Raw genomic sequence first — 22,983 nt, forward strand, 5'->3', positions numbered from 1 at the left:
CCACCCAGCCCAGCCGCAACCGCAAGGCCAGCAAGTAAGGGCTCACGGGGTGAGCGGCACGAGGGGGCGAGCGGCACGAGCACGGCCGACACGGACACGGGCGAAGGCGGCGCGGGGTAGGCCGGCGCGGGGTAGGCCGGCGCGGGGTAGGCCGGCGCGGGGTAGGCCGGCGCGGGGTAGGCCGGCGCGGGGTAGGCCGGCGCGGGCGAAGGCGGCGCGGGGTAGGCCGGCGCGGGGTAGGCCGGCGCGGGGTAGGCCGGCGCGGGGTAGGCCGGCGCGGGCGAAGGCGGCGCGGGCACGGCCGACGGGCCAAAGCGCCGCGGGGAGGGCGGCGCGACGAAGGCGGCGCGGCACGGCCAACGGGCCAAGGCGGCGCGGGATGGGTGGCACGGGCGGCACCCAGGGAAGCTCGAGGCGCCAACGGCAAACCCGCCCAAGCCCAACCACCAACGGCCAGCAACCCAACGGCAGCGGGGGTGCGGGTGGCGGAGCCCCCGCTCTTGCCGGGCGAAGCCCAGGCAAAGGCAAGGAAACGAGACTGCCAGGTCCGCGCACCCCGCGGACAGACCTCGGCCCCAGTCGAGTGGAGCCCAGGGGACTTGAACCCCTAACCCCCGCCTTGCAAAGGCGGTGCTCTGCCAGTTGAGCTAGGGCCCCGAAGAAACCCAGTCTATCCAGGTCCCGGGAACTGCAGCCGTCAGCGCAGGTCCGGCGCGGTCGTCGCCTCGTGCCACAGCGCACGCTCGTCGCTGGAGGCCTTGACCCGCTTGACGATCAACGCCGCGGCACCGATCACACCGGCCACGATCAGGAGTTTCTTCAGCACGGCTGTCTCCAAAGCGGATGAGACCTGGACGGGGAAAGGGTGGGGCTAGATGGAATCGAACCATCGACCTCAGAGTTATCAGCTCTGCGCTCTAACCGACTGAGCTATAGCCCCGTAACGCGACACCGAGGTTAGCGTACCGCGCAGCGCCACCCAAAATCGGGGGCAGCCGGTCGGCTGCCCCCGAGGCGAGTGACGGTCAGTCGCGCTCGGCGAGGGTGAGCTCGACGCCGCCGACCAGGTCTGCGCAGACGTTGTAGATGAACGCGCCGAGCGTGGCCAGCGCGGTGAAGAGCACCACGTTGACCGCGCCGACGAGCATCGAGGTGCCGATGACGCCCCACGCGGTCACCCGGAAGCCGCCGCCGGCCGCCTCGCCGCCGCTGGCGTTCACCAGGTCGCCGAGGCTGCGGTTGACCTCGCCCCAGACGCCCATCGCGTCGAGGGCCAGATAGAGCACCGAGGTGGCGACGACGACCACGATGAAGAGCACCACGGACACCGCGAACGAGAACTTCATGACCGACCAGGGGTCGATGCGCTTGAGGTTCAGCCGGGCCCGCCGGGGGCCACGGGCGGCGGCCGAGGTGACCGTCTGGCGCGCCGCGCGCACCGTCTCGGTCACCCGGGCGGCACCGACAGCGGCGGAGCCGGCCGCGCCACCCGGGCGCTTGCCGGCCTCGTTCGGCGCCTGCGGCGGGGCCTGTCCGGTCCGCGGTGGCGCCGCCTGCGGCATTACCCCGGTGCGTCCGGAGGCATTCCCACCAGCGCCGCCGCGGTTGGCAGCCGGGTTGCCGGCCGGCTGACCGGCGTTTCCCTTTGTGACGATCGGCACAGTCGCGGAACCCTTCGCCACAGCGGGGCCACCCGGCCGCTTCGCCTCATCCTGCTGGTCTTTTCCCGGGTCGCCGGGCGGCGGGGCCATGCCGGGAGCCCGGGTGAACTTTGGCGCTGACGACGAGCCGTCGGCGGGCACCGCCGCACGGCCGGCCGCGTCACGGCCGGCGGCGTCGCGTCCGGCCGAATCAGCGCCGTTCTTGCCCGGCGTCTCGTCGACCGGAGATGTCGAGGTCCCCGAGTTCCCCGACTTCGCCGTTGTCTCCGTCATCAACTAGTCCTGTTCGTCAGGCTCGTCGGCATTACGAGCAAGCGCCACGATGGTCACACCTTCAGGGAGGTCCATCAGCTTGACCCCCATTGTGTTCCGATCCCGCGTGCGCCGTACAGGCTTCACGGGAGTCCGGATGACACCACCATTGCTGGTGATGGCAAACAGTTCATCCTCCGGGCTGATCACCAACGCACCGACCAGTCCGCCACGACGCTCCGTGATCTTCGCGGTCAACACGCCCTTGCCACCCCGCCCCTGCACGGGGTACTCCTCGATCGGCGTCCGCTTCGCATACCCACCGTTGGTCGCGACCAAAACGTCCATGCCCTCACGAACCACCTCCATCGCGAGGAGTTCGTCGGCCTCGCCGAAGCGCATGCCGATCACACCGGAGGTCGCCCGGCCCATCGGCCGCAACGCCTCGTCCGTGGCGTTGAACCGGATCGCCTGGGCTCGCTTCGAGACCAGGAGCAGATCGTTCTCCGACGCGGCCAGCGAAGCGCCCACCAACTCGTCATCCTCCCGCAGGTTGATGGCGATGATGCCACCGCTGCGGTTGGAGTCAAACTCCTCGAGTCGGGTCTTCTTCACGAGACCATTCTTAGTGGCGAGCACAAGGTAGGGCTCGACCTGGTAATTCGGGATCTGGATGACCTGGGCGATGTGCTCGTCCGGCTGGAAGGCGAGCAGGTTGGCGACGTGCTGACCCTTGGCCACGCGCATGGCCTCCGGCAGCTCATATGCCTTGGCCCGATAGACCCGTCCCTTGTTCGTGAAGAACAGGATCCAGGCGTGCGTGCTGATCACGAAGAAGTGGCTGACGATGTCGTCCTGGCGCAGAGATGCGCCGCTCACGCCCTTGCCGCCGCGCTTCTGCGACCGGTACAGGTCGACCTTGGTGCGCTTCGCATAACCGGTGCGTGTGATCGTCACCACAACGTCTTCCCGCGTGATGAGGTCCTCCATCGAGACCTCGCCGTCGAACGGGATGATCTGGGTCTTTCGCTCGTCGCCGAACTTCGCGACGATCTCGGCCAGTTCCTCCTTGACGATGGCCCGCTGCCGCTCCGGCTTGGCCAGGATGTCCTTGAGGTCGGCGATGTCGATCTCGATCCTGGCCAGCTCGTCGATGATCTTCTGGCGCTCGAGCGCGGCCAGCCGGCGGAGCTGCATGTCCAGGATCGCGCCGGCCTGGATCTCGTCGACGTCGAGCAGCTGCATCAGGCCCTGCCGGGAGTCCTCGACGGTCGGCGAGCGCCGGATCAGGGCGATCACCTCGTCGAGCATGTCCAGCGCCTTGACCAGGCCGCGCAGGATGTGCGCGCGCTCCTCGGCCTTGCGCAGGCGGTAGGCCGTGCGCCTGCGGATGACCTCGATCTGGTGCTCGACGTAGTAGCGGATGAACTGCGCCAGGTTCAGCGTGCGCGGCACGCCGTCGACCAGGGCGAGCATGTTCGCGCCGAACGTGTCCTGCAGCTGGGTGTGCTTGTAAAGGTTGTTCAGCACGACCTTGGCGACCGCGTCGCGCTTCAAAACCAGGATCAACCTCATCCCGGTACGCCCGGACGACTCGTCCCGGATGTCAGCGATCCCGGTGAGCTTGCCCTCCTTGACGAGCTCCGCCACCCGCTCGGCCAGGTTGTCCGGATTCACCTGGTAAGGCAGTTCCGTGACGACCAGGCAGGGACGGCCCCGAGCGTCTTCCTCGACTTCGACGACGGCACGCATCCGGATCGACCCTCGACCGGTGCGGTAGGCGTCCTGAATCGCCTGCTGGCCGACGATCAGACCGCGGGTCGGGAAGTCCGGGCCCTTGACGAACTCCAGGAGCGCCTCGAGCGTCGTGGCCTCGTCGACCTCCGGGTTGTCCAGGCACCACTGCACCGCGGCCGCGATCTCGCGCAGGTTGTGCGGCGGGATCTTGGTGGCCATGCCGACCGCGATGCCCTCGGACCCGTTGACCAGCAGGTTGGGGAACCGCGCCGGCAGGATCGTGGGCTCCTTGGCCCGGCCGTCGTAGTTGTCCTGCATATCGACGGTGTCCTCGTCGATGTCCCGCAGCATCTCCATGGCCAGCGGCGCCAGCTTCGACTCCGTGTAACGCATGGCGGCCGGCGGGTCGTTGCCCGGCGAGCCGAAGTTGCCGTTGCCGTCGATCAGCGGGTAGCGCAACGACCAGGGCTGGCCCATCCGGACCAGGGCGTCGTAGATCGACGAGTCGCCGTGCGGGTGGTAGTTGCCCATCACGTCACCGACGACACGGGCACACTTCACGTAGCCGCGGTCGGGGCGGAAGCCGGCGTCGTACATCGCGTAAAGGATCTTGCGGTGCACCGGCTTGAGGCCGTCACGGACGTCGGGCAGCGCGCGGCCGACGATCACGCTCATCGCGTAGTCGAGGTAGGACCGCTGCATCTCGACCTCGAGGCCGACGGGCTCGACGCGCTGGGAGATTCCGCCGCCGGGAACGTCCTGGGGCTCGTCGCCGGCCGGGGTCTCGGGAGTGTCAGTCACAGTTAACCCTTACTGAAGGTAAAAACAGACATCTAGGCCTAGAGTGCGCATATGGCTGTGGATAACACTGTGGAAAGCCGCTGAAGCTGGGGATAACCCACGGTGAGCGGTACCGCTTCCGGCACCGCTCACCCGCCTCAGATGTCCAGGAAACGCACGTCTTTGGCGTTGCGCTGGATGAACGATCGCCGGGCTTCCACGTCCTCGCCCATCAGCACGCTGAAGAGCTCGTCGGCGGTTGCGGCGTCGTCCAGCGTCACCTGACGTAGCGTCCGGGTGGCCGGATCCATCGTCGTGTCCCACAGCTCGCGGAAGTTCATCTCGCCGAGACCCTTGAACCGCTGGATGTCGTTCGGCTTCGCGTTGGGCTTCTTCTGCTGCCGCAGCGCGATCAGACCGTCACGCTCCCGGTCCGAGTACGCGTACTGCGCGTCGTCGCCCTTGTTGTTCCACTTGATCTTGTAAAGCGGCGGGGCGGCCAGATAGACGTGGCCGAGCTCGACCAGCGGCCGCATGAAGCGGAACAGCAGGGTGAGCAGCAACGTCTGGATGTGCTGGCCGTCCACGTCGGCGTCGGCCATCAGCACCACCTTGTGGTAGCGCAGCTTGGCGACGTCGAAGTCCTCGTGGATGCCGGTGCCCAGCGCCGTGATCAGCGCCTGGACCTCGTTGTTCTTCAGCACCCGGTCGATCCGGGCCTTCTCCACGTTGAGGATCTTGCCGCGGATCGGCAGGATCGCCTGGATCTGGCTGTCGCGGCCCTGCTTGGCCGAGCCGCCGGCCGAGTCGCCCTCGACGATGAACAGCTCGGACACCGTCGGGTCGGTGGACTGGCAGTCGGCCAGCTTGCCGGGCATCGCGCCGGACTCCAGCAGCGACTTGCGCCGGGCCAGCTTGCGGGCCTGCTGGGCGGCGATCCGGGCGCGCGCAGCCTGGGATGCCTTAGTGATGATCAGCTTGGCGTCCGTGGGATTGCGCTCGAACCAGTCGACCAGCCACTCGTTGACGACCTTCTGCACGAAGCCCTTCATGTCGGTGTTGCCGAGCTTGGTCTTGGTCTGGCCCTCGAACTGCGGGTTCGCCAGCTTGACCGAGATGATCGCGGCGAGGCCCTCGCGGACGTCCTCACCGGAGAGCTTCTCGTCGCCCTTGAGGAACTTCTTCTCCGCGCCGTAGCGGTTGACGATGCTGGTCAGCGCCGCGCGGAAGCCCTCCTCGTGGGTGCCGCCCTCGTGCGTGTTGATCGTGTTGGCGAACGTGTAGACCGACTCGCCGTAGGACTCGTTCCACTGCATCGCGATCTCCACCGCCATGCCCTCGTCCTTGGCCTCGGACTCGAACATGATCACGGACTTGTGGATCGCGCTCTTGGTGTTGTTCAGGTGCCGCACGAAGTCGGCGATGCCGTTCTCGTACATGAACGTGACCTGGCGCTGCTTGCCGTTCTCGTCCAGCTGGTCGGGCCGCTCGTCGATCAGCGAGATGGAGAGGCCCTTGTTCAGGAACGCCATCTCCTGCAGCCGGCGGTAGATCGTCTGGAAGTCGAACACGACGGACTCGAAGATCGTCGGGTCCGGCCAGAACTGGACCGTGGAACCGGTCGTGTCGGTCGCCTCGCCCTTCTCCAGCGGGCCGGGCTTGGACGCCGAGTAGTGCTGCCGGTAGACGAAGCCGGACTTGTGGATCTCCACGAACATCCGGGTGGACAGCGCGTTGACCACCGAGACGCCGACCCCGTGCAGACCACCGGAGACCGCGTACGCCTTGCCGTCGAACTTGCCGCCGGCGTGCAGCACCGTGAGGGCCACCTCGACGCCGGGCTTCTTCAGCTTTGGGTGCAGGTCGACGGGGAAGCCGCGACCGTTGTCGGTGACCGAGATGCCACCGTCGGCCAGAATGACCACCTTGATGGTGTCGCAGTAGCCGGCCATGGCCTCGTCGACCGCGTTGTCCACCACTTCCTGCACCAGGTGGTGCAGGCCGCGCTCGCCGGTCGAGCCGATGTACATGCCGGGACGCTTGCGGACGGCCTCGAGGCCCTCCAGAACGGTGATCGACTCTGCGCCGTACTCCTGCTTTTTCTCTGCCACCCTCGGCCACTTTCTCGCACCGGGGCCCCAGGGGCCCGACACGGGTTGGCAGGCGCTCGTCGGCGGCCGGCGGGCACGGGGCAGCACCGACGAGACCCGCGGGGAGGAGGCGGACCACCGGTGAAACCGAGCGCGCCGGTCGCCGCGGGTCACCCGCGGATCGTGATCGGCTGGAAAACCGCGTAGCGTGACGTCAGACAACTCACTGCGACGCCGAACAGGGCGGTTTCCCGGTCTCCGGTAATTCTACTCCGCCGACGCGAGTTATCGAGGGTCCGGCACCCCGTCCGGGTGCCTCAGATTGCCGTAGCGCCGTTGACACCCCCTCCCAGGCGACCACCTACACGGCCTGCGAGTGCTCCGCAACGGCGAATGATCGGGTGGGGTCCGCTGGGGCGCGCCTGCCGGGCTCGACGGCCACGCGCTGCGACACTGCCTGACGACGGCGGGCGGTGGTGTCGTAACCTTTCGCCCCGAACGAGACAGCCTCGTCTAGGAGAGGTGGCCCGATGGCGCTGGACAAGGGTCTGGAGAACGTCGCGGTGCACTGGCCGCGGACAAACCAGTACTACGACCCCGTCGCGCCCGGCGAGTTCGTGGACTTCGGCGAGGTGGCCGACCAGCCGGAGATCGCTGCGCCGACCGGGGCGCTGGCCCTGCACATCGCCAAGACCGGCACGGTGCGCGCGACCGCGTACACCGAATTGGTTGATCTTCTTCTTGGTCTTGAAGGGGTTCTCTACGCCACTGACGCGGCGGCCGAGGATGAGGATCCGGTGATCGACCCGGACGGCTGCGCGTGGATCGCGGGCGGGCTGGAGCGGTTTGTCGAGGGGCATCAGGAGCACGGTGACCTGGTCACCTTCGACAGTGTGGCGGCGGTGATGCGGGCCGCGATCAAGGAGGGCCGGCTGGCCGAGCAGCAGCTGCGCTGGCTGGACCACCGGCTGTCGGCCCTGCGCGACGACGCCGGCAACGCGCCACACTGGACCTTCGCGCGCACCGAACTCGCCATCCTGGCGGCGTATTACCGCCGCTGCGCCGAGCGGGGCTACGCGGTCTTCGCGGATTACTGAGCGGCCTAGCCGTAGGTGTCGCGGGGGCCGCGGCCCTGCACCCGGCGCGGGCCCTTGCTCCACGACGGCGCGGACGGGCCGTGGATGTTCAACCGGTTCACGACGGTGTGCCCGACCTCCTTGGCGATGTTCTTGATCAGCGAGCCGGCCAGCATCCGCAGCTGGGTCGCCCACGCGGTGGATTCGGCCTCGACGGTCAGCACGCCGTCGTCCAGCTTGACCGGGCGGCTGTGCTTGGCGATGTCCTCGCCGACCACCTTCTCCCAGGCGCCGAAGACGGTGGCCTCGGCCTTGGGCTTCTCCCAGCCGCGCTGCTTCATCAGGCGGTCGAGCATGGTGCCGAAGAGCTGCGGGTCGCGCGGGTCCGGTCCGGGTCCGGAGTAGCCGCGCAGGCGCCGCTCGCCGGCCGCACCGGTCGGCCGCCACGGCTTGCGGGGTGCGGCCTTGCGCTTCGCGAACGCGGCCTCGATCACCGCTCGGGCGAGCTCCGGGCCGACGAGTTCCGGACCGGTCTGTTCAGGTTTCGGCTCCGGCGGTTTCTCCTCCGACACGGTTCACCTCCCCGAGCGTGATCTCGAAGCGGGCGCCGGCCAGCGACGACGGGACGTCCTCCGGCACCGCGCACGTCACGATCAACTGTGCGGCATCGGAGACCAGCGCCGCCAGTCTGTCCCGCCGGCCGGCGTCCAGCTCGGCGAACACGTCGTCGAGCACCAGCACCGGCTCGATGCCGTCGGCACGCAACAGGTCGTAGGCGGCCAGCCGCATCGCCAGGGCGAACGACCAGGACTCGCCGTGGCTCGCGTACCCCTTGGCGGGCAGGTCTCCCAAGACCAGCGTGAGGTCGTCGCGGTGCGGGCCCACCAGCGTGGTCCCGCGCTCGATCTCGGCCGGCCGGCGCTCGGCGAGCGACGCGAGCAGCGCCTCCTGCAGCGCCGGACGCTCCGGCAGCAGGCCCTCGCCCAGGCGCGACGCATAGGAGATGGCGGCCGACGTGCGGCCGGCCGCGACCGCGTCATAGGCCTTGGTCAGGTGCGGCGCCAGCGCGGTGACCAGCTCGATCCGGCCGGCCAGCAGCTCGGCGCCGTGGTGTGCGAGGTGCTGATCCCAGACCTCGAGGGTGGAGAGGTCCTGGCCGCGGTTGCCGCCCACCTTGCGGGTCAGGTATGCCGTGCGCAGCAACGCGTTGCGCTGCTTGATCACCCGGTCGTAGTCGGCCCGCACGCCGGCGAACCGCGGCTGCCGGGCGACGAGCAGGTCGTCGAGGTAGCGGCGGCGCTCGGACGGGTCGCCGCGGACGAGTTCCAGGTCCTCCGGGGCGAAGAGCACCATCCGCAGGGCGCCCAGGACCTCGCGGGGGCGCCGCACCGGAGAACGGTTGAGCCGTGCCCTGTTCGCCTTGCCGGGCACGATCTCCAGCTCCACGAGCAGTTCACGTCCATCGTGGACGATCGCGCACCGGATCACCGCGGAGGCGGCGCCGGACCGGACCAGCGGGGCGTCGGTGGCCACCCGGTGACTGTCCAGAGTGGCCACATAACCCAGCGCCTCGATCAGATTGGTCTTGCCCATGCCGTTCTGGCCGACCAGCACGGTCACGCCGGGGTCGAGATCGACGGCCACCCGCTGATAGGAACGGAAGTCCGCGAGCTCGACCCGGCGCACATGCATGAAATCAGCGCTTGACCGCGTGTCCGCCGAACTGGTTGCGCAGCGCGGCGACGGCCTTCATGGCCGGGGAGTCGTCGACCCGGGACTCGAACCGGGCGAACAGCGAGGACGTGATGGTGTTCAGCGGCACGGCGAGCCGGACCGCCTCGTCGACCGTCCAGCGGCCCTCGCCGGTGTCCTCCGCATAGCCCCGGATGCCGGCCAGCGTCGGGTCCTCGTCGAGCGCACGGTCGAGCAGGTCGAGCAGCCAGGACTTGACCACCGAGCCCTCCCGCCAGCTCTTGATCACGCCGGGCACGTTCTGCACGTATTCCGAGGCGGTCATCAGCTGGTAGCCCTCGGCGTAGGCCTGCATCAGGCCGTACTCGATGCCGTTGTGGACCATCTTGGTGTAGTGGCCGGCGCCGACCGGGCCGGCGTGCACGAAGCCGAACTGCCCGGCGGGCTTGAGCGCGTCGAAGATCGGCTGCACGCGGGCCACGTGCTCGGCCTCGCCGCCGACCATCAGCGCGTAACCGTTCGTGATGCCCCAGATGCCACCGGAGGTGCCGCAGTCCAGGTAACCGATGCCCTTGGGCGCCAGCCGCTCCGCGCGGGGCTTGTCGTCGGTGAACTTGGAGTTGCCGCCGTCGATGATGATGTCGCCCTCGGACAGCAGCCCGGAGAGCTCGTTGATGGCGTCCTCGGTGATCTTGCCGGCCGGCACCATCAGCCACACCGCACGCGGCGCGGACAGCTTCTCCACCAGCTCAGTCAGGTTGGCGACGTCGCTGTTCTCCGGGTGGTGGTCGTAGCCGATGACGTCGTGCCCGGCCGCGCGGAGGCGGTCACGCATGTTTCCGCCCATCCGGCCCAGACCGATCATGCCGAGCTGCATGGTTCTTTCCCCCTCGGTGAGTGTTTCCTCAGCCCAGTATCAGCGGGTTACCCGGATCGGCATGATCAGATAGCGGTAACCGGGCACGATTTCCCCGTCCTCAGAGGCGGGCGAGATCACGGCCGGCTTGAACGCGTCGACGAATGACAGGAACGCCACCGGCGCGCCGAGGTTCTGCAGGCCGTCGATCAGGTATTGCGGGTTGAAGCCGATGGTCAGCGCCTCACCGGTGAAGGTGGCCTCCATCGCCTCGCTGGCCCGCGCCTCCTCCGTCCCACCGGCCTCGACGACCAGGCCGTCCTCACTGAAGCTCAGCAGCACCGGGGTGGTGCGCTCGGCGACCAGGGCGACGCGGCGGACCACCTCGATCAGGGCGGCGACCGGCACCTGCGCGCTGGCGTTGTGGTTGGCCGGGAAGAGCGAGCGCACCGGCGGGTAGTTTGCCCCGTCGAGCAGGCGGCTGGTGGTGCGCCGGGTGCCACCGGCGAAACCGATCATGCCCTCGCCGGCCGCGCCCTGGGCCAGCGCGATGGTGACCTCGCCGCCGAGCGGTCCGAGCGTCTTCGCCGTGTCGTTCAGCGTCTTGGCCGGCACCAGCGCGTTGAGGCTGATCTCGGGGTCGTCCGGGTTCCACTCCATCTCACGCATCGCCAGCCGGTAGCGGTCGGTGGCGAGCATGGCGAGCGAGGTGCCGTTGAGCTCGACCCGCACGCCGGTCATCATCGGCAGCGTCTCGTCGCGGCCCGCGGCGATCGCCACCTGCGCCACGGCGGAGGCGAAGGCCTGAGCGTCGACGGTGCCCGCGCTGGATGGCATCTCCGGCAGCGTCGGGTAGTCCTCCACCGGCATCGTCGGCAGGGTGAAGCGGGCGCTGCCGCAGACCAGCTCGAGATGCGCGCCGACGGCGGCGATGTCGGCCGGCTTGTTGGGCAGGGCCTTGGTGATCTCGGCGAGCAGGCGACCGGAGACCAGGGCGGCGCCGTCGGCGTCGGCCTGCACCTCCACGCTCACCTGGCTGGAGACCTCGTAGTCGAAACCAGAGACGTGCAGGCGACCGTCGGTGACCCGCAGCATGACGCCGGCGAGAACCGGCACCGACGGGCGGCTGGGCAGGCTCTTGGCCGTCCACGCCACGGCGTCGGCGAGTGCGTCTCGCTCCACCCGGAACTTCATGCTGTCCTCCGCGAGCTTCCTCTTATTAGGGGGCGGACCCCGAACTCTATGGCGCGAGGGCTCGGGACGCTTCCCCGACCCCGGTGCGATTTTGGTTTTGGAGGCCTGGTCCACCGCGGAGCGGCTCCTCCACACCATCCCCAACGCTGATGATTGGTTTTTGTTCTCTTAGAAGAGATAACTCGTCATAACCGTAGGGCCTGTGCACTCTGTGGAGAACCCCCGTTTGCGCTGGTCAACGGGTTATCCACCGGTGATGAACATGTGGGCAACCGGGGTACAAACCCCGGTCCGCGTCCACAGTCTCCGACGCGAGGGCCGGTTGTCCACCGTTGTCCACCGGCTATCCACCGGTTATCCACCGGGTTTGCCCCCAGGCCTGGGGATAACGCCGAGACGCCACCGGCTCGTCGTCCCCAGAACCTTCAACAGGAAATCCACACGCGTCCACAGGCTGTGCGCAACTTTGTGACGCTGAGTGTCTGTCCACATCGATTTCCCCAGGAGTTGTCCACATCTGTGGGCGAAGGCCGATCAAGGTTATCCACCGCTGGGGACAACCCCTGGGGACGAACGGTGGATAACAATGGCACGCGCCACAGGGCAAAGTCGGACTCGGTCGTGGCATGGCGGGGCCACGACCTGAGCCTCCTGGCGTGGGTGTGTCCGGCGGGTGGTTGACGGTCAAGATCAAGGGCTGGGTGTCGTGCCTTGGTGGGTGGCTGAGGTCCGCAGCTCCCGCCGAGGCCGGGCGAGCACATCAAGGCCGCTGGCGCGTCCAGACCGATGCGCACACCCTTCATTCCAGGTGCCCACACACCCTCACCCCAAAGAGCGACCCCACCGGCCGGCCGCCATCTCGTGCGCGATCCCGATTCGGAAGATGGCCGGGCCCGCCTGACCGGCTGGCTGCCTTCTGGTGGGTGGTCCCTGCTCGGCGACGTGGCGGAGACCCCCAGCCCGACCGCCGGCCGATCACCTTCTCGTGCCTGGTTCCCGCCTGGCGGGGGTACCGGGGCATATGCCACCCCTCCCGGCCGACCGATTTCTTGTGCGCGGTCCCTGCACGGAGATGGCCGATTTCTGGTGTGCGGTCCCTGCACGGAGATGGCCGAGACCCACCCCACCGGCCGGGCCGTCATTCGGTGCGCGGTCCCTGCACGGCCAGATGGCGGGCACCCATCTCACCGCCGGCCGACCGTCCATGTCTTGTGTGGTTCCTTAACTGGCGGGTAGCCGACCACCTCACCCGCCACCGATCACTGCTCTGGTTCGATCCACTGCTCTTGCTCGCTCCACTGCTCGGCGAGATAGTCGTGAGCCACCCAGCCGCCAAGCGAAGCCGCCGTGACCGGCCGAACCCGCCGCAGGTCAGGATGCGGCCGAACACGCCGCGCTGGGCCTTACCCGCGCATGCCCGCCCGGCGCGTTCCCCGCAGCGCGGACCATCGCCGCCACCACCACCGCGGCGACGACGATCAACCCGGTAGAAGCGTCGAACCTGCTGGGGCTTTGGCCGCGGCTCGGCTTCGGCCGCGGCTCAGCTTCGCCTTGGGTGCGGCAGGTTGTATTCGTCCTCGTCCGTCCGGGCCGGTTCGCTCGCGCGCCTTCCGACCTGCGAAGCGGCCGGTCCGACGGTGTGAACGCCGTGTTCTTCCTCTGCGCACAAACACGCAACACCCCATGGCGCGACCAGGGTCGGCACCACCTCCACCAGGTAATGCCGATCATGAACTTCCCCGGTCGGCCCGCTCGACGTTCCTAGAGGCGTATCCCGGCAAGTGCCCGCATCGAGCCGGTCCCGCCCTGTACTTCTGGCCTGCTGACCTGCTGAATGTCGCCGGCGGAGCCTGTTCCGGGGCTGATCCTCGAAGTGCAGGCAAGTGTGACCGCTCCTCGGCCGCCGCGGATCCCAACGCCAGCCCTTTCTCATGTTCCGCCGATGGTCGCGGTCGTCTGGTTGAAGCCGCCGTGACCGGCCAAAACCGCCGCTGATCGGGATGCGACCGAGCATGCCGGGCCGGCCTCACCCGCGCCGGACCGCCCGGCCCCTTCCCGACAACCCGGACGCACCGCCGCGGTGACCACGGTCAACGGGGTGGAGACGGTCAACCCGGTCCGGTTGGGCTTGGCCACGGCTCGGCTGGCTGGGTTGGGCTGGCTGGGTTGGGCTGGCTGGGTTGGGCTGGCTGGGTTGCACTGGCTGGGTTGCACTGGCTGGGTTGGGCTGTTGCTCAGCCGGCTGGGTCTAGCTGCGGCGCAGCCGATCGCCTTCGCCTCGAGTGCGGCCGGTCGTCCCCTTCCGGGCTGCTCCCCTGGCGCTCGTCATTAACGTCGCGTTTCGCCGTCCGCCCGGTTCCCGGGCGTCATCAAGGTCGCGTTCCGCCGTCGTCCTCGCCCAGTCCCCGGGCGTCAACGAGCTGGCTCGGGCGGCCTCCTACCTGCAGCGGCCGGCCCGACGGTGTGAACGTCGTGTTCTTGCTCTGCGCACAAATAAGCAACACCTCTGTGGCGGGCGCCGATCATGAGCTCCTCGGTCGGCCCGCTCGACCGTCGGCAGAAGCTCATCTCGGCAAGTGCCGCATCGAGCCGGTCCGCCCTGTGCTCCGGGCCGGCTGACCTGCTGGGTTGGCGGCCGCGGAGGGCGCGCTCCGGCGACTGAACTTCGAAGAGCAGGCAGAACGACCGCGCGCCCCGGCCGCCGCTAAATCCCGCCGCGGCCTGGATGATCTTCGAGAGTGAGGGCCGGCGGCGCGGCGTCTCCATCCCGGCCGGTGCGTCGTCAGCCCGTCGTCCCGCGTCGCCCCAGGTTGCGTCGTCCATTTGAAGCCGCGCGATCGGCCAAACTCGCCTTAGATCATGTTGCGGCCGAATGTGGCGGGCCCCACCCACGCGAACTGCCCACCACCGACCGGCTGCTCGCCCCCTCGGCGCCGTGCCAGCCGCCGTGGCTATCGGAAGATTGCCCTTTTGACTCTCGGGTTTGCCCCTGAGCGCAGCTGCGAGTGAGACGGGTGCGCGAGGGTCAGGGCCCTTTCTGCCGGGGTGGAGTTGCTCAAGACCGATCCGGCGCGAGCCAGTGCCAGTTCGGCGTTGGCTCATCGCGATGTGGCGCCCCTCGCCACGCCCGATCGTGCAGCCCGCGCTTCGGCGTGCCAGAACCACGAACCGCGCCGCCCGTCCAGTCGGCCACGTCGGGACCAGGAGGTCCCGGCCTCCTCAGGGCCAGGGGCTGGATTAGGACTGTGGCCAGGCCGGCAATGACGGCGAGTGCGATCAGGATTCGGGCCCCGATCTTGAAGCGGCCACTGCGGGCGGGATGTTCGGGCTCGGCCAGCAGGGCGCAGATCCCGTAGGCGATGGCGCCGGACGCCGCGCCCACCAGCACCGCCACCACGGCGAGCTGGGTGGGGACGGTGCTGCGGCCGCGGGCGTTGTGCTTTCCCACCTGCTTGATCATCGGCCGTCCGGCGGACGGCCGATGATCAATCGCCTGGGCCGGATGGGTGCAGACGGCCTTTTGTTGCAGTGCGGCCGCCGGGTGGGGGCGGGACTTTGTGTCCGGCGTACCCGGAAGAATTTGATCTAGGTGTTTTGTTTGATGCGGTTGGTCAGTTCCGCGATCTGGTTGTAGAGGGATCGGCGCTCGGCCATGTGCTGGCGGATTTTGCGGTCGGCGTGCATGACCGTGGTGTGGTCGCGGCCGCCGAAGGCCTGGCCGATTCGTGGCAGGGACAGATCGGTCAGTTCGCGGCAGAGGTACATCGCGACCTGGCGGGCGTTGACCAGGACTCGGCTGCGGGAATGGCCGCGCAGGTCCTCCAGGCTGACGCCGAAATAGTCGGCCGTGGAGACCATGATCTGGTCGGCGGTGATTTCCGGGCCGGCGCCGTCCGGCATGAAGTCGCGCAATACCTCTTCGGCCAGGGACAACTGCACCGAGCTGCGGGTCAGGCTGGCGAATGCGGTGACCCGGATGAGTGCGCCCTCGAGTTCGCGGATCGAGTTCGAGACCCGGGACGCGATGAATTCCAGCACGTCGTCGGGGGCATACATGCGTTCCTGCGCGGCCTTCTTCTGCAGGATCGCGATGCGGGTCTCGAGGTCGGGCGGCTGGATGTCGGCCAGCAGGCCCCATTCGAATCGGGTGCGCATGCGGTCTTCGAGCGTGGCCAGCTGGCGCGGCGAGCGGTCCGAGCTGATCACGATCTGCTTGTTTGCGTTGTGCAGCGTGTTGAAGGTGTGGAAGAACTCTTCCTGGGTGCGCTCGCGGTTTTCCAGGAACTGGATGTCGTCGATCAGCAGGATGTCGACGTCGCGGTAGCGCCTTTGGAAGGCCTGCGTCTTGTCGTCGCGCAGGCTGTTGATGAAGTCGTTGGTGAATTCCTCAGTGGACACATAACGCACCGAGCGGGCGTGCCCCAGAGTCGTGGCGTAGTGCCCGATCGCGTGCAGCAGATGCGTTTTGCCCAGCCCGGAGCTGCCATAGATGAACAGCGGGTTGTAGGCCTTGGCGGGCGATTCGGCGACGGCGACGGACGCGGCATGGGCGAAGCGGTTCGAGGAGCCGATGACGAAGGTCTCGAACATGTACTTCGGATTGAGCCGGTTGCCGTCGTTGCCGCCCGGCCGGCGATCCGGATTGGCGGTGTTGCGCATCGGGCCGGAATCGCCGCCCTGCGACATTCGCAAGGTGTCGTCGCGGCGGTCGTCCTGATAACCCAGATTGTCGCGGAACTGGGACTGCTCGGTGTGCATCCGGCGGCCGGACTCGTTGGGCTGTTTCTTCTCCGCGGCGGGGAGTTGTTGCGGTGCGAGTTGCTGCGGCGCGGCCATCGCCGGGGCCTGCAGCGGGGGCGTCTGCGGCATCGGCGCCGCGAAGAGCGCGTCCTGGCCGTCGCGCGCGCTCGGCACCCCCCGCGAGTACGGCGGGGACAGCGGCGAATGCTGAGCCGAGCCGGTCGGCTCCGCATAGTGGTTCGGCGCGGGCTGCTCCATCGGCGGGGGCGTGCCATAGACCGTGCCGGGCCGGCCGGAACCGTCCTCCGGCGGTCGCACGGTGACCGCGACCTGGATCGGGCGGCCGAGCCGGCGGGACAGCGCATCGGTGATCGCCGGCCGCAGCCGCGACTCGATCACGTCGCGGGTGAACGCGTCGGGCACCGAGAGCAGTGCCGTGTCCTCCACTATCGCGCGCAGGCGGGTGAGCCGGAGGTAGGCACGCTGCTGCGCCGAGACGATCTCGTCCGCGAGTTCGTCCGTCGCTGCGGTCCACACCCCGCTCAGGTCGACCGAATCGGCCACCGCCGCGCCACCCCCATCGCCACCGACCCCCAGTGGCCTTGTCCGGTCTTCCGCCCTGCCCGACGACCCTCGAAGCAGGCTGACGACCGGCTCCCCCCAAACCAAGCTCATCCACCGGCTGTCCACAGGTTATCCACAAGCTGTGGGGCCACTGGCGGTCGCTCCCCGGCCGGATGGTCGGCGAACTCGCGGAATCGCAGCTCGACCCGGAGCCTGCGTTGGCGCGGTCGCAGGCTCACCGTGCCGAACGATTCACGGCCTCGTCCGGTTCCGCCCGGACGGAGCCGCTCTGCCCGCGACACCGGAGACCAGCAAACGGGCACGCTAACAGCGGTGCCACCGCCGCTTCAACCGGCGTCCCATCCGGCGGTGGGCCGCCGCCCGGCGGAGATTCACTTCAGGCGCTGAGAGACCGCCATCTGTGCCTACCTAAGATCGTTTCCGGCGTGCCGCGGCGAGCGGTGATTGACCACCGGATGCAGCCTGCGTAGGGTCGGGCGGTTGCTCCGCCGGGCCCCTGCTAAAGTGGTCGTCTGGCAGTGATGCCCCCTGGACCTGTCGTGCATTCCGCATTGCACACCCGTTGCACCGATTCGGAGTTCTGACGTGAGCAAGCGCACCTATCAGCCGAACAACCGCCGTCGCGCGAAGACCCACGGCTTCCGGCTGCGCATGCGCACCCGGGCCGGCCGTTCGATCCTCGCCAGCCGTCGCACCAAGGGCCGCACCAAGCTGTCGGCCTGAGCCGACGCTGGAGCGGGCCCGGAATGCCCAGGTAGTCGTGCTGGCCGCGGCGCAGAGACTGCGGAAGAGCAGCGACTTCACCGCAGTGTTCCGTGCTGGCCGCCGCTCTGGGCGGGGCACCCTGGTCGTCCATCTGCACATCGATGAGCCGGCGCACGCCACCACGGCGCGCGCCGGCTTCGTCGTGTCCAAGGCCGTCGGCAACGCCGTCGTGCGTAACCAGGTCAAACGGCGGCTTCGCCACCTGGTGCGACCGGTGCTCGGCGAGCTGCCCGGCGGCGCTTCTCTGGTGGTACGCGCACTGCCGGCGGCCGCCACCGCGTCATATGACACCCTCCGCGCCGACCTCGACGCGGCCGTGGCGTCGGCTCGATCACCCCGGAAGCGCCGATGAGCCCCGCCGCCCGCGTGCTGACCGCGCCGATCGTCGCGTACCGTCGTTACTTGAGCCCGGCACTGCCGGCCCGCTGCCGGTTCTATCCCTCGTGCAGCGCGTACGCCCAGGAGGCCCTGGAGCGGCACGGCGCTTTTCGGGGGCTCGCGCTGGCGATCTGGCGGGTCCTGCGCTGCCACCCCTTCCACCCTGGCGGGTTCGACCCGGTTCCGATCCGTCACCGTCCGGCAGATGTGACTGGAGCTTGAATTGAGTCTCGACTGGATCTACTACGGGATCTCGTGGATCCTGCTGCGATGGCACGGCCTGTGGGATGCGATCGGCGTGCCCGAGGGCCGCTTCCTCGGCACCAACTGGTCCTGGATCCTCGCGATCGTCTTCCTCGTGGTCTCGGTCCGGGTCGTGCTGTTCCCGGTCTTCGTCAAGCAGATCAAGTCGCAGCGGGCCATGCAGGCGCTCCAGCCCAAGGTCAAGGTGCTGCAGGAAAAGCACAAGGGTGACCGGGAGACGCTCCAGAAAGAAATGATGGAGCTCTACAAGACGGAGAAGGCCAACCCCCTGATGGGCTGCCTTCCGATGTTCTTGCAGGTGCCCGTCTTCCTGGGCCTCTTCCACGTGCTGCGCCGGCTGAGCCCGGACAACCAGGGCAAGACGCTCTATGGCTGGACCGCCGAGCAGTTCGACCAGGCGACGCACGCGTCACTGTTCACCGTGCCGTTGCCGGCGAAGTTCGGCTCGTCGGTGCAGGAGCTCGCGGCGCTGCAGGCAAACGGCGTCACGGTCAAGATCATTGCTGGTGTGCTGGTCCTCATCATGATGGCCACGACCTATCTGACCAGCCGCCAGATGATCCTCAAGACCGGCTGGGCCGAGGACCCGCAGCAAAAGATGATCCAGCGCCTGATGCTCTACGGCATCCCGCTGTCGCTGCTGGTTTCCGGTGCGCTGTTCCCGATCGGTGTGGTCATCTACTGGGTGACCAACAACCTGTTCACGCTGGCCCAGCAGCAGTGGGTGCTGCGCAAGTTCCCGCCGCCGCCGATGCCGGGTCGCACGGCCGGCGCCGCGAAGGGCACGCCGGCCAAGAAGGCGGCGCCGGCCAAGAGCAACGGCAAGGCCAGCCCGGTGCAGCCCGCGCGTACCGGTGGTCTCTTCGGCCGCAACAAGGCCGCCGAGCCCGAGCCGCAGAGCAACCCGGTGGTCGACGCGAAATCGCGTGCTCCTAAGCCCGGCGCCAAGCCGACCGTGCCGAAGAAGGGCGCCCGACCGGCGAACAAGCCACGGAGCTGACCTTCCACACAGTGACCTCCCCGCGCCCGGCCTCGACCGCGCGGGACAGCGGACCGAACAGGTCCGGCCCGATTAGTACGGAGATGACAACCGTGACCGACACCAGCACCGACTCTTCTTCTGCCGCCGAATCTCCCGTCTCGGAAGATGTCGAGGAGGCGGCCGCGCCGGAGGAGACCAAGAAGTCGGAGAGCGTGGCTTCCGACAGCGACTTGTTCCGGCAGAGCGAGATCGCTGCCGACTACGTCGAAGGCTTGCTGGACATTCTCGATTACGACGGCGACATCGACGAGCTGGTGTCGGCCGGCCGGCCGATGGTCGAGGTCGTCGGCGGCCGCCTGCAGCCCCTGGTCGGCCAGCGCGGCGCGACGCTCGAGGCGCTGCAGGAGCTGACCCGGCTGGCGATCTTCCGGGCGACCGGTTCGCCGAGCCGCCTGCTGCTGGACATCGGCGGCTACCGCGCGACCCGGCGCAAGGAGCTGGCCGCGGTGGCGCGCAACGCCGTCGAAAAGGTCAAGGAGCACGGCGACGCGGTCCGGCTCGAGCCGATGTCGGCGTTCGAGCGCAAGTGCGTGCACGACGTCGTCAACGCGATCTCCGGCGTGGAGAGCGAGTCGGAGGGCGTGGAGCCCAACCGGCGGATCGTCGTGCGTGCGGCTGACTGATGACGTTCCCGCTTGACGGCGGGGCTGACTCCGGCCCGGGTGACTTCGCACCCGGGCCGTCGTCGTCCCCGGGACCCTTTCTGCAGGCGGCCTCCGCGGCCTTCGGTGATCGGCTCGGCCTTGCTGAGCGGTACGCGGAAATGCTCGTCACCGATGGCGTGGTGCGAGGTCTCATCGGCCCGCGGGAGGCACCGCGCATCTGGGAACGGCACCTGATCAACTGCGCCGTTATATCCGAAAAGATCCGTATCGGCGCTTCGGTGATTGACGTGGGCTCTGGTGCCGGTTTGCCCGGTATCGTGCTCGCAGTGGCGCGGCCGGATCTCAGCATCACCCTGGTCGAGCCGCTGGCACGACGTACCGCCTTCCTGTCCGAGGCGGTGACAGCCCTCGGCCTCGACGCGACCGTGACGGTCGTACGCGGCAGAGCGGAAGACCTCGCCGGCGGACCCCCCGTCGCCGCCGATGTCGTCACCGCGCGGGCGGTGGCGCCGCTGGACCGGCTCGCCGGTTGGTGCCTGCCGCTGGCCGCCGTGGGCGGCCGGTTGCTGGCACTCAAGGGCGCCTCTGCCGCGGACGAGGTGGCCGAGCACCGCGAGACCGTCGCCCGCCTGGGCGGTTCCGAGCCGGTCGTCTCCGTCTGCGGCGCAGGCCTGATCGAGCCACCCACCACGGTGGTCGAGATCGTCCGCGAACGGGTCGTCGTGCCGCCGAAGGTCAAGCCGCCCAAGAGGGCGGCGGGCTCGGGGCGTCGTGATGGCGGACGCGAATCCGGGCGAAGGAGCACGCGGAGGGGTTGATCCATGGGTCGGCGGGGCGCACGCAGGCGATCGGCGAAGTGGCAGGGGGGTGCGCCCGGGCCGGTGGATCCTCAAGCGGTCGCGGCGCCGGCGCCGGGGTGGTATTCGCCGTTCGCCGGGTCTGGCGTCGCGCCGCGGCGCGGGCTTGCGGCCGGAGATTCGGGCGAGGGTGTTCGCTCGCTTGGGCTTCCTGGCGTTGTGTTGTCGACGGCCGCGCCGTCCTTGGCGTCTCCGGCTCTTGCGGCACCGACTCCGGTCTCGGCTTCGCCTTCGCCCACGTTCTTGCCGGAGTCGCTCGCGCCGGCCTCGATATCGCCTCCTGCGTCCGTTCCGGTCTTGGTTCCAGTGCCCGCAGCCCAGGTCCTACCGTTGTCCTCGTCGGCGTCGGCTTCCACGTCCGTTCCGGGCTCGGCTTCGGTGCCGCCTGCTGCATCGCTGCCTTCACACCCGTCCTCGGCGGAATTGGCTGCCGCGATAGCGCCCATCCCGGCGCCGTGGTCCATGTCTGTGTGCTCGTGTGCGCCTTCGCCGTTGTCTGCGACGTCCGCGCCCATGTCCATGACCTCGCCGGCGTCTGCCTCGGCGGCTCCGAGGATGGCCTCGTGCGCGCCTTCCCTGGCCGCCGTGCCCCCGCCTCCTGCGTCGACCATGGCCTGGCCACCCGCCGAATTCATGCCTGTGCCGTCTGCGCTGGGAGTGTCGGCGCGACCGGCGCATGAGGTCCCGACGTTGCCCGTTGCGGCGTTGTCTTTGTGGTCTGCCGGCTCAGTGACGTCAGGTCGGCCGAGGCAGCCTGGTCACCTCGTGGAAGTCAGGCGTGGTCTCGCCGCGCCCGAGTCGCTGCCGGCCCCGGTGTCTGCTTCCCCGACGGTCACGTCGCTTTCCCAAGGCATGCCCTTGCCGTCTGGTCGCTTGTCCTCCGGGTTGCCGTGCCTGGACGTGTCCATGTCGAACTTGCCGGCTGAGGCTGCCCGACCTTCTCCGGTCATGGCCGCGCTTGCTTCCGAGGTGACATCTGCCGATGTTGTGCCGGCCGAGGCGGTCGGGACTTCGCGGCAGTCAGGGACGCCAGGTCTGGCGGCGGTCGGGATTTCGCGGCTGTCGGGAACGCCAGGTCTGGCGGCGGTCGGGATTTCGCGGGAGTCGGGGACATCAGATCTCGCGGTGCCCTCCTTGTCGGTGGCCGCTGAGGTTGACTTGCGTTTGCCGTCTGGTCGCTTGTCCTCCGGGTTGCCGTGTCTGGACCTGTCCATGGCGAACTTGCCGGCTGAGGCTGCCCAGCCTTCTCCGGCCACGGCCGCGATTCCGTCGCATGTCATGTCTGCTGATGCTGTGCCGGCCGATGCGGTCGGGACATCGCGGCAGTCGCGGACGCTGGATCTCGCGGTGCCATCCTTGTCGGTGCGTCCCGAGGGTGACTTGGCTTGCTCTCCGACGGAGTGGCGGGAGCTTCCTTCCAGGGCCCGCTCGGCTGGGGACCAGCGGCGTCCGAGTCCGCATATCGCCCGCCCAACCAACCAGCGGTCATGGCCGGCCAGATCACGCCCGGGGCCCTCTTCCGCACCGTCCCCAGTCGCCTCTCCGACGCCGTCCCAATCTCAACACCCGGCGTCGTCGTTGGTCCCGACCTTGGGTGCGTCGTCGTCCGTCCCGTCTGCGGGTGCATTGCCGTCCGTCCCGTCCGCGGACACGTGGTCGTTGGTCCCGACCTTGGGTGCGTCGTCGTCCGTCCCGTCTGCGGGTGCATTGCCGTCCGTCCCGTCCGCGGACACGTCGTCGTTGGTCCCGACCTTGGGTGCGTCGTCGGTCCCGTCCGCGGGTGCGTTGCCGTCCGTCCGGTCCGCCGACACGTCGTCGCCCGCATCCTCGTGGGACGTCGATGCTGAGGAGGTTGCGCCACGGCGAACCTTTTCGGACACCGGGTGGCCCTCCTCGGTAGCGCGGGTTTGCGGGGCGTCGCTTGCTCTCGTACCGGGCTTCTTGGTCTTTGAGACGCACGACACAGCGTGGGCGGCGCCGCTCGCGGGAGGCGACGCCGAGGTTGGCCCCGGGGCCGTAAGGACCGCCTCGATGACGTTGTCCACAGGCTTCGATTTGGGTCTTGCTGGCAGTGCGCCCTTGGTCCTAGCCTGGTCAACCTCGGCGTCGGAGGCGCCGACACCAGCTCTCACTTCTCCCCACACGGTCGATGCGACAGCGCCTTCGGGTGACGCTTCGTCGGCCTCAACGACTTGGGCCGCTCCGACGACGGATGTGGCTCGTGGTGCATCGCCCCGTCAGGCGGACAAGCGTGGCAGCGGCCGCCCGACGGCCGTAGGCTGGCCGCGCGTCGATAGTGTGGACCGGTTGGCGGGCGCACCCGGTGCACCGCCTCATGCCCCACCTGGCCCACCGCCTGACGGTGCCGGGGTGGGCGCTCGCGGTGCCGACCCATTCCAAGCAGGCAGG

At 68.9% G+C, this 22,983-nt stretch carries 20 protein-coding genes and 2 tRNA genes; 7 read left to right on the plus strand and 15 right to left on the minus strand.

What is annotated here, in order from left to right; genetic code table 11:
• Window positions 1-584: 584 nt before the first annotated feature.
• The 6 genes from ACZ6TI_RS05140 to gyrB form a co-directional block, all read right to left on the minus strand.
• Window positions 585-657: transfer RNA gene (locus ACZ6TI_RS05140), tRNA-Ala, on the minus strand.
• A gap of 40 nt (window positions 658-697) precedes the next feature.
• Complete coding sequence (locus tag ACZ6TI_RS05145) at window positions 698-826, minus strand: DLW-39 family protein (RefSeq protein WP_233625464.1); 129 nt, start codon at window positions 824-826, stop codon at window positions 698-700.
• A 40-nt stretch (window positions 827-866) separates the two neighbouring features.
• A tRNA-Ile gene (locus ACZ6TI_RS05150) sits at window positions 867-940 on the minus strand.
• A gap of 85 nt (window positions 941-1,025) precedes the next feature.
• Window positions 1,026-1,934 carry a DUF3566 domain-containing protein gene (locus tag ACZ6TI_RS05155; protein ID WP_465343713.1) on the minus strand — a complete coding sequence of 303 codons (909 nt, stop codon included), beginning with the start codon at window positions 1,932-1,934 and terminating at the stop codon, window positions 1,026-1,028.
• Window positions 1,935-1,937: 3 nt separating this feature from the next.
• Window positions 1,938-4,451: a DNA gyrase subunit A gene (gene gyrA, locus ACZ6TI_RS05160; RefSeq protein ID WP_465343714.1), complete on the minus strand. Its 2,514-nt coding sequence runs from the start codon at window positions 4,449-4,451 to the stop codon at window positions 1,938-1,940.
• Window positions 4,452-4,588: 137 nt separating this feature from the next.
• Entirely contained in the window at window positions 4,589-6,541 is a 1,953-nt protein-coding gene (gyrB, locus tag ACZ6TI_RS05165; RefSeq protein ID WP_465343715.1) for a DNA topoisomerase (ATP-hydrolyzing) subunit B, read from the minus strand.
• Between the two features lie 509 nt (window positions 6,542-7,050).
• Here gyrB and ACZ6TI_RS05170 point away from each other — a divergent pair.
• Complete coding sequence (locus ACZ6TI_RS05170) at window positions 7,051-7,617, plus strand: hypothetical protein (protein WP_465343716.1); 567 nt, start codon at window positions 7,051-7,053, stop codon at window positions 7,615-7,617.
• A gap of 5 nt (window positions 7,618-7,622) precedes the next feature.
• Here the strand turns inward: ACZ6TI_RS05170 and ACZ6TI_RS05175 are convergent, their stop codons facing one another.
• The 6 genes from ACZ6TI_RS05175 to dnaA all read right to left on the minus strand — a co-directional run bounded on the left by ACZ6TI_RS05175 (window position 7,623) and on the right by dnaA (window position 16,642).
• Window positions 7,623-8,168 carry a DciA family protein gene (locus ACZ6TI_RS05175; RefSeq protein ID WP_465343717.1) on the minus strand — a complete coding sequence of 182 codons (546 nt, stop codon included), beginning with the start codon at window positions 8,166-8,168 and terminating at the stop codon, window positions 7,623-7,625.
• The gene (recF, locus tag ACZ6TI_RS05180) at window positions 8,134-9,288 is read right to left on the minus strand and encodes a DNA replication/repair protein RecF (protein ID WP_465343718.1); all 1,155 of its coding nucleotides are present in this window, start codon (window positions 9,286-9,288) and stop codon (window positions 8,134-8,136) included. The genes ACZ6TI_RS05175 and recF overlap by 35 nt, the downstream gene beginning before the upstream one ends.
• 4 nt (window positions 9,289-9,292) lie before the next feature.
• On the minus strand, window positions 9,293-10,165 hold the full coding sequence (gnd, locus tag ACZ6TI_RS05185; RefSeq protein ID WP_465343719.1) for a phosphogluconate dehydrogenase (NAD(+)-dependent, decarboxylating): 873 nt from the start codon (window positions 10,163-10,165) through the stop codon (window positions 9,293-9,295).
• 39 nt (window positions 10,166-10,204) lie between these two features.
• A complete protein-coding gene (dnaN, locus tag ACZ6TI_RS05190) occupies window positions 10,205-11,338 on the minus strand; it encodes a DNA polymerase III subunit beta (protein WP_465343720.1) in 1,134 nt (377 codons plus the stop codon).
• Between the two features lie 3,055 nt (window positions 11,339-14,393).
• The gene (locus ACZ6TI_RS05195) at window positions 14,394-14,798 is read right to left on the minus strand and encodes a hypothetical protein (RefSeq protein WP_465343721.1); all 405 of its coding nucleotides are present in this window, start codon (window positions 14,796-14,798) and stop codon (window positions 14,394-14,396) included.
• Between the two features lie 125 nt (window positions 14,799-14,923).
• Window positions 14,924-16,642, minus strand: a complete 1,719-nt coding sequence (gene dnaA, locus ACZ6TI_RS05200) for a chromosomal replication initiator protein DnaA (protein WP_465343722.1) — start codon at window positions 16,640-16,642, stop codon at window positions 14,924-14,926.
• Window positions 16,643-17,248: 606 nt separating this feature from the next.
• On the opposite strand from dnaA, the gene rpmH reads away from it, so the two are divergent.
• The 6 genes from rpmH to rsmG all read left to right on the plus strand — a co-directional run bounded on the left by rpmH (window position 17,249) and on the right by rsmG (window position 20,535).
• On the plus strand, window positions 17,249-17,386 hold the full coding sequence (gene rpmH / locus ACZ6TI_RS05205) for a 50S ribosomal protein L34 (protein ID WP_465343723.1): 138 nt from the start codon (window positions 17,249-17,251) through the stop codon (window positions 17,384-17,386).
• Between the two features lie 37 nt (window positions 17,387-17,423).
• On the plus strand, window positions 17,424-17,780 hold the full coding sequence (rnpA, locus tag ACZ6TI_RS05210) for a ribonuclease P protein component (RefSeq protein WP_465343724.1): 357 nt from the start codon (window positions 17,424-17,426) through the stop codon (window positions 17,778-17,780).
• Window positions 17,777-18,028 carry a membrane protein insertion efficiency factor YidD gene (gene yidD, locus ACZ6TI_RS05215; protein WP_465343725.1) on the plus strand — a complete coding sequence of 84 codons (252 nt, stop codon included), beginning with the start codon at window positions 17,777-17,779 and terminating at the stop codon, window positions 18,026-18,028. Before rnpA ends, yidD begins: the two co-directional genes overlap by 4 nt.
• A gap of 1 nt (window position 18,029) precedes the next feature.
• Window positions 18,030-19,070 carry a membrane protein insertase YidC gene (gene yidC, locus ACZ6TI_RS05220; RefSeq protein WP_465343726.1) on the plus strand — a complete coding sequence of 347 codons (1,041 nt, stop codon included), beginning with the start codon at window positions 18,030-18,032 and terminating at the stop codon, window positions 19,068-19,070.
• A gap of 92 nt (window positions 19,071-19,162) precedes the next feature.
• Entirely contained in the window at window positions 19,163-19,735 is a 573-nt protein-coding gene (locus ACZ6TI_RS05225; RefSeq protein ID WP_465343727.1) for a Jag family protein, read from the plus strand.
• Window positions 19,735-20,535 (plus strand): 16S rRNA (guanine(527)-N(7))-methyltransferase RsmG, encoded by an 801-nt coding sequence (rsmG, locus tag ACZ6TI_RS05230; protein WP_465343728.1) that lies wholly within the window; start codon window positions 19,735-19,737, stop codon window positions 20,533-20,535. The genes ACZ6TI_RS05225 and rsmG overlap by 1 nt, the downstream gene beginning before the upstream one ends.
• 71 nt (window positions 20,536-20,606) lie before the next feature.
• Here rsmG and ACZ6TI_RS05235 read toward each other — a convergent pair whose 3' ends face one another.
• The 3 genes from ACZ6TI_RS05235 to ACZ6TI_RS05245 all read right to left on the minus strand — a co-directional run bounded on the left by ACZ6TI_RS05235 (window position 20,607) and on the right by ACZ6TI_RS05245 (window position 22,619).
• On the minus strand, window positions 20,607-21,185 hold the full coding sequence (locus ACZ6TI_RS05235; protein WP_465343729.1) for a hypothetical protein: 579 nt from the start codon (window positions 21,183-21,185) through the stop codon (window positions 20,607-20,609).
• 147 nt (window positions 21,186-21,332) lie between these two features.
• Complete coding sequence (locus ACZ6TI_RS05240) at window positions 21,333-21,854, minus strand: hypothetical protein (protein ID WP_465343730.1); 522 nt, start codon at window positions 21,852-21,854, stop codon at window positions 21,333-21,335.
• Window positions 21,855-22,133: 279 nt separating this feature from the next.
• Entirely contained in the window at window positions 22,134-22,619 is a 486-nt protein-coding gene (locus tag ACZ6TI_RS05245) for a hypothetical protein (RefSeq protein ID WP_465343731.1), read from the minus strand.
• Between the last annotated feature and the right edge of the window lie 364 nt (window positions 22,620-22,983).

Source organism: Actinoplanes sp. NPDC051388 (genome assembly GCF_055586225.1).